We start from the raw sequence: 12,612 nt of genomic DNA on the forward strand, positions 1-12,612 counted from the left end.
GCCCGGACATCAGCGGAACGGCTCCCGGAGAAATCCGAGAGCCGTTTCCGCGTCCGGTCACCACTCGATCACGGCTCGCCTTCAATAAGACGCCGTTGCGTCCACCGCCCGCCGCCGTCGCTCGCGACTCTGCGTTCATGGGAACGTCCCCATCGAAACCGGGCGTTCCTCTTGGAGGGACAGAATGCGCTGCGTCAGCTGGCTCGCCGCCGCGGGCCTCGTGATGGTGACGGCGGGGTGCGTTGAACAGTCGGGCTATCCGACGACGTATGGCTATAGCCCGGGCTACGGCTCGAACTACGGATATTCAAACAACTATGTCAGCCAGCCGAGCTACTACCGGCCGGCCCCGACCTACTACACACCGCCGCCACCCCGGCCGCAGGTGATCACCCAGACCCGCTACGTGCCCGTGCCGGTGTCGTCACCACCTCCGCCCTACCGCCGCATGCGCGACAGCGACCGCGACGGCATCCCCGACCGCTACGACCGCGACCGCAACGGCGACGGCGTCCCCGACAAATATCAGCGCTCGCGCTGGTGATAGGCCAAGCAAAGCTCGGCCGCCATTCAGCGGCCCTTCGCACCTCGTATCTCCGAATCGTGCTGGCCGAGCATCGGCGCCGGGCGACGAACGCTTCCCGGCGTCGCCGACATCTTGAGCGGCACGCCCAGCGTTCTCTGCTTGCCGGCCTTGGCATGCTCGACCTCGGCCACCATGTCGCGCGCCAGGATCTGCGGATCGGCGAAGACCTCGTCGTGATGCAGCACCGGTCCGGCCGGGATGCCCTCTTTCTCCAGCGTCGCCATCCAGTCGTCGGTCGTGCGCTTGACGATCTCGGCCTGCAGGATGGCGACGATCTGCTCGTTGTTCTTCACCCGGTCGGCGTTGGCCTTGAAGCGCGGATCCTCGGGCAGTTCCGGCCGGCCGATCAGAGCGCAGAGCCTGCGAAAGAAATTCTGCTGCGCGCCGCCGATGGTCAGCCAGCCATCCGCCGTCTGGAAAACCTGATAAGGCGAAGAGCCGCGATGCGCCTGGCCGAGCTTCTCCGGCCGGATGCCGTTGGCGAAGAAATTGGCAGCCTCATAGACGCCCAGCGACACGGTGGCTTCGAGCAATGAGGTCTCGACCCACTGGCCCTCACCGGTCTTGTGGCGCGCCTGCAGCGCGCTCAGCACGCCGATGGTGAGATAGAGGCCGGCGCCGACGTCGGAGATGGCGAGCGGAATGCGGTAAGGCGGGCCGTCCTTCGGGCCGGTTACCGACATCAGGCCCGACATGGCCTGGATCATCAGGTCGAAGCCACCGCGGCCGGCATAGGGGCCGGTCTGGCCGAAGCCCGAGATCGAGCCCAGCACCAGCCGCTTGTTGCGCGCGTGCAGCGCCTCCCAGCCGAGACCCAGCCGTTTCATGACGCCGGGCCGGAAATTCTCGAGCACCACGTCGGCGCCGTCGACCAGCTCCCAGAAGACCTCGAGGTCGTCCTCGTTCTTGAGGTCGAGCCGGAGGCCCCGCTTGTTGCGGTTCCACAGCATGAAGGGCGCCGACTCGCCCTCGATGAAGGGCGGCGCGCCGCGCATCGAATCGCCCTGCGGGCTTTCGATCTTGATGACGTCGGCGCCCATGTCGGCGAGCTGCATGCCGCAGAAGGGACCGGAGAGATGGGTCGTGAGGTCGAGGACGACCAGACCGTCGAGAGCGCCTGCCATTTTGCTATCCCAGAAGTTTGCGAAGATCGTCGAGCGTGTTGGCCCATTTGCTGACGCCGAGATGGTTCGACACGATGCGGCCCGCCTGGACGATCAGGAACCGCGGCGCCCCGCTCTTGCGCGGGATCTGGGCGAGGATGGGCGCGAGGTCACCCGGCCAGTAGCGCTCCTGATAGACTTCACGGAAGCGCGCCGCCTCGACCTCCTCCCAGACGACCTGGCGGAACTCGGGCGAGGCGATCCAGGCTTCGCGATACTCGCGCTTCCAGCGCACGCAGGGCGGACAGTCGGGGCCGCCGATCAGGATCACTTTGATCTCGGCGGGGACGGCGCGTGCCGTCGCCCCGGCGGTCGCCGCGACAGCGAGTCCGGCGAAAAGAAGCGCGCGGCGATTCATATCCGGTAATGTAGGCCCGCATGGCACGCGCGACCAAACCCTCTCTCGTCACCCTTGGTGATTTCTTCCACTTCGCCGTCGCGCGCTTCCGCGCCGCACGGCTGGCCTATGGGCACGGCACGACCAATGCGGTCGACGAGGCCGCCTTCATGGTGCTCGAAGCGCTGCGTCTTCCGATCGCCCGCATCGACCCGTGGCTCGACCTCGTGCCGACCGAGCCCGAGAAAGCGCGCCTGATGACCTTGATCGAGGCGCGGATCGGGCTGCGCATGCCGGCACCCTATCTCCTCGAAGCCGCCTACATGCACGGCGTGCGGTTCCACATCGACCGCAGGGCGCTGATCCCGCGCTCCTTCATCGGCGACCTGCTGGCCGGCGGCGCCCTGCCGACCGCCCGGCCGCGCCGCATCCTCGATCTCTGCTGCGGCTCGGGCTGTCTGGCCATCCTCGCCGCGCTCGCCTTCCCGCGCGCGAAGATCGATGCCGTCGACCTGTCGGCCGGCGCGCTGGCGCTCGCCCGGCGCAACGTGGCGACGCACCGTCTCGGCGACCGCATCACCCTGCATCGCGGCGATCTCTTCAAGCCGCTGCCGGGCCAGCGCTACGACCTGATCATCAGCAACCCGCCCTATGTCGATGCCGGCGGGATGGCGAAGCTGCCGCCGGAGTTCCGGCATGAGCCGCGCCTGGCGCTGGCCGCCGGCGACGACGGGCTGGACCTCGTCCATCGCATCCTGGCCGAAGCGCCCGCGCATCTGACCAAGAGCGGCGGCCTGGTGTGCGAGATCGGCCGCGGCCGCCCGCCGCTCGAAGCCGCCTATCCGCGGCTTCCCTTCATCTGGCTCGACACCGAGCTGAGCGAGGGCGAGGTCTTCTGGCTGTCGCGCAGCGATCTCGCCTAGCGGGTTGTTTTAAAAGGCTTTTCTGAAACTCAGCGGTCGCCACGGCAGCGGAGTCACGGAGGGGGTGCGACTCTGGCTTCGTTTGTTTCGTTTATTTCGTTTGTTTCGTTTATCCGCCCGACTCCGTCCATGAAGGGAGCCGGGCATTCCAACACTGACCTCACCCTGAGGAGCGAACGCAGTCAGCGTCTCGAAGGGTGGGCACGCGCACCACGTTTGTTGCCCATCCTTCGAGACGGTCGCTACGCGACCTCCTCAGGATGAGGTGGATGGGTCAAGGTGAGACGGAAGGGCTGTTAGACGGTGTCCCCCAGGCAGATCCCCAGGGCGCGGGCGGTGCGGATCAGCGTGCCGTCGGCATCGACGGTGCGTGACCGGCCGACCACCTTGGCGAGCGGCACGTCGATCACCTGGCGGTTCCACCAGGCCACCATGTGGTCGCCTTTTCCCTCCGCCAGCAGGTCGACCGCCCTCACCCCCAGCGCCGAGGCGAGCAGCCGGTCCTCCGCCGTCGGCATGGCGCCGCGCTGCACGTGCCCCAAGACCGTGGCACGCGCTTCCGCGCCGGTGGCCTTGGCCAGCCGCTTGGCCAACCAGTCCCCGACGCCGTGATCGGGCGCATCGGCGGCAGGATCCACGGCCTCGTCCGACTGACCGGCGGCTTCCGCCACCACGACCAGCGCCGACGTGCGGCCCACCGCCCGCAGCTGCGCGATGTGCTGGACGACGTTCTCCAGCTTCCAGCGGATTTCGGGAATCAGCACGACATCGGCACCGCCGGCGATGCCGGCGGCGATGGCGATGTGGCCGGCGTCGCGGCCCATCACTTCGAGCACCATGGTGCGCTCGTGACTGGTGCCGGTCGGCTGCAGCCGGTCGAGCGCCTCGGTGGCGATGGCGACGGCGGTCGAGTAGCCGACGGCGCGCTCGGTGTGGCCGACATCGTTGTCGATGGTCTTGGGAACGCCCACGAAGGGAATCCCCGACGGACCCAGCAGCTTGCGCAGGATGGCGAGGCTGCCGTCGCCGCCGACCCCGATCAGCCCGTCGAGGCCGAGCTGCTTCAGCCCCTCGATCATTTCGCCCGAACGATCCTTGCGGCTGCCGTCGGGCATCGGAAAGGCGAAGGGATCGCCACGATTGGTGCTGCCGAGGAACGTGCCGCCCTGACGCGCGAGCGCGGCGCTCAGCCGGTCGGGATCAAGGGTGACGGCCTCGACGGGGCGCTCCAGCAGGCCCAGCGTGCCGTAGCGCAGGCCGATCGTCGTCCAGCCATGGCCATGATGCGCCCGCAGCGCCACCGCGCGGATCGTGGCGTTCAAGCCGGCGCAATCGCCGCCGCTCGTCAGAATGCCGATGCGTTTCGTCATCTGGATACTCCTGGCTGCCGTGAGCACGACAGGTGAAAGAACCGAACAATCTCGAAGACCAACGGGGCCGGTCCAGGATGCCGGCATGAAGAAGCACTACCACACCTTCGCGGCGACGACGCCTGGGCCCACCGCCGGCTCGCGCAGCCATTGCAGCTGAACGCTACTGGAGCTCACACACCGAGCGTTGGCGGCCGGGACCCGGCCAGCGCGAATCGCAGATCGCCAGGGCCTCGCCTTCGGTGCCGTAGAGGACGCTGGTCCAGGTCCCGTCTTCCACCGGTCGCACGATCATCGCCGCGAAGTCGCGCAGGCCGACGACCCAGGCGGGGCTTCTGTCCAGCCCTTCCACGCGGATGGGGGCCTTGGGATTGTCCGGCGAAGGCGGCGGCTGCACGTGCGACAGCTCCATGCCGCCGGTACCGACGGCCAGATGAGGCGGGCGCGGTCCCTCGAAACCGATCGCCTGGAAGCGATGCATGTGGCCGGCGATCACGGCGGTGACGTGAGGGGGCAGGCCGCGGCCGAACACGCGGTCGATTGCCTCGCGCTGGGTCTCGTTGATGAAGCCATAGGGGGTGAGGCCGATCGGGCCGCCCTTGTCGCGCTTCACCACCGCCCAGATCGGCCGGTGCGTCACCACCCAGGTCGGTGTCGGGTCCTCCGCCAGCATCCGCGCCACCTCGCGATACTGCGAAATGTAGGTGTCGAGATTGAACAGCACGGCGTCGGCGGCGTTCGCCGAATCGACGGCGATGATGTTGAGGCGGCCGAGCTTCAGGCGGAACGGTGCCGAAGTGTGCGTCGGAAAGGGCAGGCCAGCGAAAGGCTGGGCCGGCGGCTTGGGCCAGGCCCCCGCCCGCCAGTCCGGCGGCAGCTGCGGCGGGCATTCCTCCTGCTTGTGGCCCGGCCCCAGCAGCGTCGAACCGGCATCGAGCAGGTAGAACCAGCCGGGGCCGCCACGGCTGCACAGTTCGTGATTGCCGCGGCTCATCAGCCAGGGGGCCGCGACCAGGAGCCTGGCGGCAGGAGCGAAGAAATCGTCGCGCCAGTTGGTCCATTTGTCCGGGTTCGGGCTGCCTTCGATGTTCTGACTCCAGTAGGCCGCGCCGATCGGCAGGCTGGCGATGTCCTCGTCGTCGAGATCGCCGGTATCGTAGACGTTCACGCTGAGCGGTGCCGCGTAGCCGGTGAGGCTGGGCGGCAGGACGAGGCCGCGCTCGGTGCCGCGATAATTGTAGTCGCCGACATGCACGATCAGGTCGGGACGCTTGTCGGCCTCCTCGTCGGACAGCACACCGAACGGCCAGACCTTGGCGAAACCGTCGCCGCCGCAATCCTGCGGCTTGTCCTTGGCCGGCCCGCGGCAGCCGCTGTCGCCGATCAGCACCACGCGGCGCGGCGTCCCGAGCGAAACGTTCGGCAGGTCGATGCGACGATCGCCCAGGAAGACGCTGGCGGCCTCGCCCACCGGATAGAGCGCCTCGCAGACCGTGACCTCGTCGAAATGGCCGCCCGGTGGACGACGACGCTGCGTCATCGGGATCGTGGCGCCCCCTGCCGAGGTCCGCAGCATCGGACAGGCCGTCGTGCGTTCGGCGACGCTGCGCACCATCGGCACCGGTTGGCTATCACTTCCCTCGCCCAGCATCACGAAGGCAAAGAAGCCGGGCGCCGCCGTCTGCGCCTGGGCGCCGAGACTTGCAAGCGTGAGAGCGAGGACGATGCAGACGATGCGCATGGTGGCGAACTCCGGAAGCCATCCTTTGTAGCAAGCCACCCGGTGAAAAATCGACGGCGCAAAGAAAAAGCCCCGCCTTCCCAAGCGGGGCCTTTTCCCGTGCCGACCGTCGATCCCTAAAGATCGATCTTGTCGACTCCCCAATCGATGCCCGCGATGTTCGGCAGCTCACGGCCATCATCCTTGCCGATCTCGAGCTTGATGATCGCCTCGAGCTTGCCGTTCATGGACGTCAGCAGGTCCGCATTGGCCGCACGGTCGACCGCGAGGTTGTTCACTTCGGTCGGATCGCTCGACAGGTCGAACAGCTCGACGTCGTTCCACTTGAACAGCTCGTCGAGGGTCTTCGGGCTGTTGTGGTCGAGCGGCGAGAAGTAGCGCGTGAACCGGTAGCGGCCGTCGAAGGTCGATCGCACGTGGCCGCGCTTGCGCAGGTCGGGCTTGAAGCCCTCGCGCTTGGCCTCTTCCTTCGGGTCCTTGCCCGCCATCACCGCCTTGGCGGCGAAGTCGAAGACGGCGGCATCGTTGCTGGCGAGGCCGCTGTAGGTGAACAGCGTCGCGGGCCGCACCGCATCGACCGCCTGGCTGCCGGGGTTGGCGAGCCCGGCGGACAGATCGCGGCCCGGCAGCTCGCGGCCGGCGAGTTCGCCCACCTGCCCCGGTTTCACACCGGCCATCGACAGGAGCGTCGGCACGATGTCGATGTGGCTCGACAGGGCCTGGCACGCCTGCCCGCCCTTCACGTCGGGATGGACGATCTGGAACGGCAGGTGGTTGGTCTCGCGATAGGCGAACGGCCCCTTGCCGCGCAGCCCGTGCGCGCCGGCCATCTCGCCATGGTCGGCCGTGAAGACGATGATGGTGGAGTCGGCCAGGCCCAGCGCATCGAGTTCGGCGAACAGCGCCTCCATCGACCGGTCCACGTTGCGGATGCAGTTGATGTAGTAATCGTTGAACCGCTTCCAACGCACGTCCTCGAGCGGGATGTCGCCCAGGATATAGTCCCAGACGCGGTCGAACTCGCGGTGCGCCGCGGGCCGTCCCGGCGCATCGAACGGCTGGCGCAGGGTCGCAGGGACCGGCACGTCCCAGCTGTTCTTGTAGAGCGCATGCTCGGGCGCGCGGGCGGCATGCAGGCGCAGCTTGCCGCTGTCCTGCACGCTCTCGCCGGGCGCGTCGGTGTTGAAGTACATGACGTCGTGCGGATTGACGAAGCTCACCGTCATGCACCACGGCTTGCCCTGATCCGACAGCGGACGGCCCGAGGTGCGCAGCCAGTTGATGGCGCTGCCGGCCGTGAGATGGTCGAAGCCGTAGCCGCCCAGCGTATGGCCGATCAGGTCGCCCGGCGAGAAATTGTCGGCGAAGCCGTATCTCTCCATCTCCGCCGTCATGAACGAGCCGATCTCGCGCGTGTCGGTCGCCTTGCTGAGATGCCACTTGCCTTTGTAGGCCGTGTAGTAGCCGGCCTTGCGCAGCATGTGTCCGAGGGTCGGATTCGAGAGCGGCAGGTCGCGCATCCACGGCACGTCGAGATTCTCGAACATGCCGTTGTCCGGAGTCTGCAGCCCGGTCATCATCACCGAGCGCGACGAGGTGCACATCGTCGCCGGACACTGGTGGTTGGTGAACGTCACTCCCCGGCTCTGCAGGCGGTCATGCCCCGGCAGCGACAGGCCCTGGGGCCACCGGGCGTGATAACGCTCCTGATCCGTGAACACGAACAGGATGTTGGGCCGGGCGCCCCGGCTCCCCGAGGCGGGAATGACGGACGGCGCAGCCGGCTGTCCCTGCGCCCGCGCCACGCCCGCGAGGGAAGGCCCCAGGAGCGAGGCCGCGGCGACGCCCGAGGCGGCGGCGAGGAAAGCCCGTCGCGCCGGATCCGGTTTCTGTTCCTTGTGAAATGTCATGGTAACGCCCGATACTGGAAGACACTCCCCCGGTAAATTGTATGGGCCATCCAAAAATGAACGACAAGTGTATTTAAATCAATGAAGCTCGAGCCCCTGCCCGACCTTCTGCAGCCCGCCCCGCCGGGAACGCGGCTTCCGAAGCGGGAGCGCACACGCCGGCTGCTGATCGCCTCGGCGATCGAAGTCTTCTCCACGCGCGGCGTCGCCGGCACCTCCCTGCCGGAAATCGCTGCCGCCGCCGGCGTGACCATCGGCACCGTCTACAATCATTTCCGCAGCAAGGCCGAGTTGGTCAGCGCCGTCGCCGTCGAGATCGCCGAGACCATCCGCGCCCGCAGCGCGCCGGGACGGGCCCAGTTGAAGACCGCCACGGAACAGATGGCCGCAGGCTGCCGGCGCTATCTCGGGCTGGCCGAGACCACGCCCCGCTGGGCGCTGCTGATCCTCGACGTCGCCTCGATCGATCCCGCCTTTCGCAAGACGATCACGGGCTTCGTGGCGACGGAGCTGCGCAAGGGGATGCGGTCGGGCGAGTTCACCGCCGGCGATGCGGCCGCGGCACTCGACCTGGTGATCGGGGCCACCATGGAAGGGATGCGCAACATCGCGCTCGCGACGGCCAAGAAAGGCCACGGGAGCCGGGTCACCGAGGCCATCCTCCGCGCCCTCGGCGTGCCCACCGCAGAGGCCAGGCGCGCGGCTTCAGCTCCGCTGCCGCTCTTCTAGAGGCGGCCGGAGATCGGCGGAATCTGCGTGTGAGGAACTCACGGGCATTGGTGGGCGCACCAGGGCTCGAACCTGGGACAAGCTGATTAAGAGTCAGCTGCTCTACCAACTGAGCTATGCGCCCCCACTGCCTAGCAGGGTCATTGCCCGGAAGGCGGCGGCTATACCAAGGCTGTTCCGCCTTGTCGATAGCCTCTTTGGAGAGAATTTTCAGATCGGCCTATCGGGTGCGGGGTAGTTGCGCATCGCGGTAGACATTGACCCCGATCAGCAGGCCGCAGGCGAACATCACCGACAGCAGCGCGGTGCCGCCGTTGCTGACCAGCGGCAGCGGCACGCCGACGACCGGCAGCATCCCCATCACCATGGCGGTGTTGATGAACATGTAGAGGAACAGCATCGCCGTGACGCCGAGCGCCAGCAGGCGGCCGAAATGATGCTGGCTGCGGAAGGCGATGGAGAAGCCCCAGACCACGACCAGCGCGAACAGGCCGAGCAGCACGAGGGCGCCGGCCATGCCCCACTCCTCGACGAAGGTCGTGAAGATGAAGTCGGTCTGCTTCTCGGGCAGGAAGTTCAGGGACGATTGCGTGCCCTTCAGGAAGCCCTTGCCGAACATGCCGCCCGAGCCGATCGCGATCTTGGACTGGGTGATGTGATAGCCGGCTCCCAGGGGGTCGCGGTCGGGATCGAGGAACGTCAGTACCCGCTTCTTCTGATACTCGTGCATCAGCGACCAGGCGATCGGCAGGCAGGCCACCGCGCTGATGCCGGCCGCCAGGAACATCCAGATTCGCACCCCCGCCACGAACAGGAGCGCGCCGCCGCCCATCAGCACCATCATGGCGGTGCCGAGGTCGGGCTGGACCATCACGAGGCCGACCACGACCAGGATCATCGCGAGCGGCGGCAAGGTGTAGAGGAACTGACCGGCCTGCTCGCGCCGCAGCCCGTGGTAATAGCGGGCGATCACCAGGATCACCGCCACCTTGGCGATCTCCGAGGGCTGGATCTGCAGCGGGCCGATCACCAGCCAGCGCTGGGCGCCCATGCCGATCTTGCCGATCACGTCGACGGCCACCAGCATCAGCACGGACACGATGTAGATCGGCCAGGCGAGCGTCAGCCAGACCTTGGGGTGGACCAACGCCACCACCAGGAGGAGAGCCAGGGCCGAGCCGTAACGCACCGCATGGCGCGCCGCCCACGGCTCGAAGCGCCCGCCGGCCGCCGAATAGAGCGCCAGCACGCCCACCCCGGCGATCGCCGTCAGAACCAGCACGAGGCCCCAGTTGATGCGCCAGATCTTCTCGGCGAAGCTGATCGGTGCCGGCGCGTCGAGCGACGGGCCGCTGCCCATCGAGGCGAGACTCATCGCGACGCCATCTTCTTGAAGCGGTCGGTGCGGCGCGACGGGTCGCGTTTCATCGTCTCGATCAGGACGTCACGGCCGATCGGCCCCGCCGTGGCGCCGCCCGCCTGTCCATGCTCGACGATGACGGCGCAGGCGTAGCGCGGATTGTCGACCGGGCCGTAGCAGACGAAGAGCGCATGGTGGCGCAGGTGCCAGGGCAGCGAGGCCTGGGTGATGCCCATTTCGCGCTCGCGCTCGGTGATGCGCTTGACCTGGGCGGTGCCGGTCTTGCCGGCGTAGGTGAACTCGGGCTGCTTGGCGCGCAGCGCATTGGCCGTGCCGTGGCCGGTATTGACCACGTCTGACATGCCCTGCCGGATAACCGCGAGATGCTGCGGGTTGAGGCGCAGCGACGGCGCACTAGGCTTGGTGCGCGGCGCCGGCGGCACCAGCTCTTCGCGCGGCGTGGCCTTGGCCAGCAGCAGGTTGGGCTGGACCTCGTAGCCGCCATTGGCGAGGCGCGCGGTCATGATGGCGAGCTGCAGCGGCGTCGCGGTCATGAAGCCCTGGCCGATGCCGAGGTTGAACGTGTCGCCGTGCTGCCAGGCCTTGCCGAGCTTCTCCTGCTTCCAGGCGCGGGTCGGCTGGTTTGCCGCCGATTCGCCGGGCAGGCCGAGTTCGCTCACCTTGCCGAAGCCCAGGCGCTGGGCCATGTCGCTCACGCGATCGATGCCGGCCCTTCGCGCCGCCTCGTAGAAGAAGCAGTCGCATGACATGGCGATTGCCTCGGAGACGTTGGTCGAGCCGTGGCCGCCCTTCAGCCAGCAATGGAACTTGATCTTGCCCAGCTCGAGGTAGCCGGGGCACGGCAGGCGCGTCCACGGGTCGATCACCTTGGCGTCGAGCGCGGCCAGAGCCGTTACCATCTTGTAGGTCGAACCCGGCGGATAGACGCCGGCGATCGCCTTGTTGTGCAAGGGTCTTTCGGGATTGTCGAGCAGGTCGCGCCACTCCGCCTGCGTGATGCCGCGCGCAAAGGTCGAGGGATCGAAGCCGGGCGTCGACACCATGGCGATCACGTCGCCGGTGATGACGTCGAGCACGACCACGGAGCCGCTCTGGTGCTCCTTCATTTTCTCGGCCGCGAAGCGCTGGATGTCGAGGTCGATGGTGAGCAGCGCATTGGCGCCGGGCTGGCCCTCGGTGCGCTCGAGCTCGCGCACGACCCGGCCCACCGCATTGACCTCGACCTGGACGGCACCGGCCCGGCCGCGCAGATCGTCCTCGAACGAGCGCTCGACACCCTTCTTGCCGAACCGCATGGTCGCGAGCTGGAGCACCGGATCGTCGCGCCCGGCGAGATCCTCGTCGGCGACGCGCCCGGTATAGCCCACGATGTGGCTCATCAGATCGCCCTCGGGATAGTCGCGCGACTGGCCGAGATCGATGAACACGCCGGGCAGGTCGGGGGCGTTGAATTCGAGGCGGGCGACCTCCTCCCAGGCGAGATTCTCTCGCACCACGACGGGCTGTGCGTTGCGGTTGCGGCGCAGCTCGCGCAGCAGGCGTGTCTTCTCGGCGTCGCCCAGGGTGAGGAGCTGGTCGAGGCGTTCGACCAGGACATCGACGCCGCGCCCGCGCTCCGAGGCCGCCATGGCGCGGAAATTGTTGCGGTTGACGGCCAGCGGCACGCCGCCGCGATCGAAGATCAGTCCGCGCGACGGCGGCAGCAGGCGCATGCTGACGCGGTTCTCCTCGGCCATCGAGGAGAAGCGATCGGTCTCGACGACCTGGAGCTGGTACAGGCGGCCGGCCAGCGCGGTCAGCAGGACGGCCTGCGCCCCGCCCAGCAGCAGGGCCCGGCGGGTGAAGAGACCGCTGCGTTCGCCGTCGCCCTTTCGGAAATGTTTCATCGGCGGAAATACTTCATGTCGTGGTCTCGCCGGGCCGCGCCGAGCCGCGCGACAGCTCGGGCACATTCAGGGGGTCACGGGCACGCACACGGGCGAGCAGCGGGGCCAGCAGCGGGTAAATCACGATCACCACGATATACTGCAACATCGCGGGAACCGGATCGATGGCCGTCCACATCCACACGGTCGTGAAGGCCCACACCAGCGCGACGTATCCCCAGCACAGGATGCAGAAGCCGATCCACTGGAACAGGAACGGAACACCCACGAGATAGCGGCGGTTGCCGATGACGGCGGCGCGCACAAGGATGAAGCCCAGAGCGCTGATGCCGACGGGCGCGCCCGGGCCGCCCAGCAGCAGGTCGAGCAGGATGCCCATCACCAGCAGCAACGGCCCCGGCAGCCGCTCGGGTGTCGCCAGGCTGAACTGGAACACCACGAGGATCGGCAGCAGCGGCAGGGCATCCGAAAGATAGGGTGCGCGCAGGGGGGCCAGGGTCAATAGCACGAAGAAAAGCAGGACCGTGCCTGGAAGGGCGGCACGGCCCCAGCGGTCGAGAATGGCGAGGCTGCTGTCGGCGCGCAT

Annotated in this window: 11 protein-coding genes and 1 tRNA gene; 3 read left to right on the top strand and 9 right to left on the bottom strand. The window is 67.8% G+C overall.

All coding sequences use genetic code 11. The features are described 5' to 3' along the window. Positions 1 to 184 precede the first annotated feature (184 nt). On the top strand, positions 185 to 544 hold the full coding sequence (locus ACO07I_RS11395) for a thrombospondin type 3 repeat-containing protein (protein ID WP_422017348.1): 360 nt from the start codon (positions 185 to 187) through the stop codon (positions 542 to 544). Between the two features lie 26 nt (positions 545 to 570). Here the strand turns inward: ACO07I_RS11395 and ACO07I_RS11400 are convergent, their stop codons facing one another. Both ACO07I_RS11400 and ACO07I_RS11405 read right to left on the bottom strand, forming a co-directional pair. Next, complete coding sequence (locus ACO07I_RS11400; protein ID WP_422017350.1) at positions 571 to 1,710, bottom strand: CaiB/BaiF CoA transferase family protein; 1,140 nt, start codon at positions 1,708 to 1,710, stop codon at positions 571 to 573. 4 nt (positions 1,711 to 1,714) lie between these two features. Continuing rightward, a complete protein-coding gene (locus tag ACO07I_RS11405) occupies positions 1,715 to 2,107 on the bottom strand; it encodes a hypothetical protein (protein ID WP_422017352.1) in 393 nt (130 codons plus the stop codon). 20 nt (positions 2,108 to 2,127) lie between these two features. Here ACO07I_RS11405 and prmB point away from each other — a divergent pair, with 20 nt between their 5' ends. After that, positions 2,128 to 3,009 (top strand): 50S ribosomal protein L3 N(5)-glutamine methyltransferase, encoded by an 882-nt coding sequence (gene prmB / locus ACO07I_RS11410; protein ID WP_422017354.1) that lies wholly within the window; start codon positions 2,128 to 2,130, stop codon positions 3,007 to 3,009. A gap of 296 nt (positions 3,010 to 3,305) precedes the next feature. On the opposite strand, the gene ACO07I_RS11415 is transcribed toward prmB, so the two are convergent. The 3 genes from ACO07I_RS11415 to ACO07I_RS11425 form a co-directional block, all read right to left on the bottom strand. Further along, positions 3,306 to 4,379, bottom strand: coding sequence for an ATP-dependent 6-phosphofructokinase (locus ACO07I_RS11415; RefSeq protein ID WP_422017356.1), 1,074 nt, complete (start codon positions 4,377 to 4,379; stop codon positions 3,306 to 3,308). A 163-nt stretch (positions 4,380 to 4,542) separates the two neighbouring features. Further along, a complete protein-coding gene (locus tag ACO07I_RS11420) occupies positions 4,543 to 6,120 on the bottom strand; it encodes a metallophosphoesterase (RefSeq protein ID WP_422017358.1) in 1,578 nt (525 codons plus the stop codon). A gap of 116 nt (positions 6,121 to 6,236) precedes the next feature. Next, positions 6,237 to 8,030: a sulfatase-like hydrolase/transferase gene (locus ACO07I_RS11425; protein ID WP_422017360.1), complete on the bottom strand. Its 1,794-nt coding sequence runs from the start codon at positions 8,028 to 8,030 to the stop codon at positions 6,237 to 6,239. A gap of 81 nt (positions 8,031 to 8,111) precedes the next feature. Here ACO07I_RS11425 and ACO07I_RS11430 point away from each other — a divergent pair, with 81 nt between their 5' ends. Continuing rightward, positions 8,112 to 8,759 carry a TetR/AcrR family transcriptional regulator gene (locus ACO07I_RS11430; protein ID WP_422017362.1) on the top strand — a complete coding sequence of 216 codons (648 nt, stop codon included), beginning with the start codon at positions 8,112 to 8,114 and terminating at the stop codon, positions 8,757 to 8,759. A 48-nt stretch (positions 8,760 to 8,807) separates the two neighbouring features. On the opposite strand, the gene ACO07I_RS11435 is transcribed toward ACO07I_RS11430, so the two are convergent. The 4 genes from ACO07I_RS11435 to ACO07I_RS11450 form a co-directional block, all read right to left on the bottom strand. Further along, a tRNA-Lys gene (locus ACO07I_RS11435) sits at positions 8,808 to 8,883 on the bottom strand. Between the two features lie 96 nt (positions 8,884 to 8,979). Further along, entirely contained in the window at positions 8,980 to 10,134 is a 1,155-nt protein-coding gene (gene rodA / locus ACO07I_RS11440) for a rod shape-determining protein RodA (RefSeq protein WP_422017364.1), read from the bottom strand. Further along, complete coding sequence (gene mrdA, locus ACO07I_RS11445) at positions 10,131 to 12,026, bottom strand: penicillin-binding protein 2 (protein ID WP_422017366.1); 1,896 nt, start codon at positions 12,024 to 12,026, stop codon at positions 10,131 to 10,133. Before mrdA ends, rodA begins: the two co-directional genes overlap by 4 nt. 13 nt (positions 12,027 to 12,039) lie before the next feature. Beyond that, positions 12,040 to 12,612 carry a hypothetical protein gene (locus ACO07I_RS11450; RefSeq protein ID WP_422017368.1) on the bottom strand — a complete coding sequence of 191 codons (573 nt, stop codon included), beginning with the start codon at positions 12,610 to 12,612 and terminating at the stop codon, positions 12,040 to 12,042.

The organism is Reyranella sp. (genome assembly GCF_965227665.1).
Lineage (GTDB): Bacteria > Pseudomonadota > Alphaproteobacteria > Reyranellales > Reyranellaceae > Reyranella.

What these genes read in the sequence shown, in the direction of transcription:
- ACO07I_RS11395 (WP_422017348.1), top strand. Translation starts at nt 185, where the DNA reads ATGCGCTGCGTCAGCTGGCTCGCCGCCGCGGGCCTCGTGATGGTGACG.
- ACO07I_RS11400 (WP_422017350.1), bottom strand. Translation starts at nt 1,710, where the DNA reads ATGGCAGGCGCTCTCGACGGTCTGGTCGTCCTCGACCTCACGACCCAT.
- ACO07I_RS11405 (WP_422017352.1), bottom strand. Translation starts at nt 2,107, where the DNA reads ATGAATCGCCGCGCGCTTCTTTTCGCCGGACTCGCTGTCGCGGCGACC.
- prmB (WP_422017354.1), top strand. Translation starts at nt 2,128, where the DNA reads ATGGCACGCGCGACCAAACCCTCTCTCGTCACCCTTGGTGATTTCTTC.
- ACO07I_RS11415 (WP_422017356.1), bottom strand. Translation starts at nt 4,379, where the DNA reads ATGACGAAACGCATCGGCATTCTGACGAGCGGCGGCGATTGCGCCGGC.
- ACO07I_RS11420 (WP_422017358.1), bottom strand. Translation starts at nt 6,120, where the DNA reads ATGCGCATCGTCTGCATCGTCCTCGCTCTCACGCTTGCAAGTCTCGGC.
- ACO07I_RS11425 (WP_422017360.1), bottom strand. Translation starts at nt 8,030, where the DNA reads ATGACATTTCACAAGGAACAGAAACCGGATCCGGCGCGACGGGCTTTC.
- ACO07I_RS11430 (WP_422017362.1), top strand. Translation starts at nt 8,112, where the DNA reads ATGAAGCTCGAGCCCCTGCCCGACCTTCTGCAGCCCGCCCCGCCGGGA.
- rodA (WP_422017364.1), bottom strand. Translation starts at nt 10,134, where the DNA reads ATGAGTCTCGCCTCGATGGGCAGCGGCCCGTCGCTCGACGCGCCGGCA.
- mrdA (WP_422017366.1), bottom strand. Translation starts at nt 12,026, where the DNA reads ATGAAACATTTCCGAAAGGGCGACGGCGAACGCAGCGGTCTCTTCACC.
- ACO07I_RS11450 (WP_422017368.1), bottom strand. Translation starts at nt 12,612, where the DNA reads ATGCGCGCCGACAGCAGCCTCGCCATTCTCGACCGCTGGGGCCGTGCC.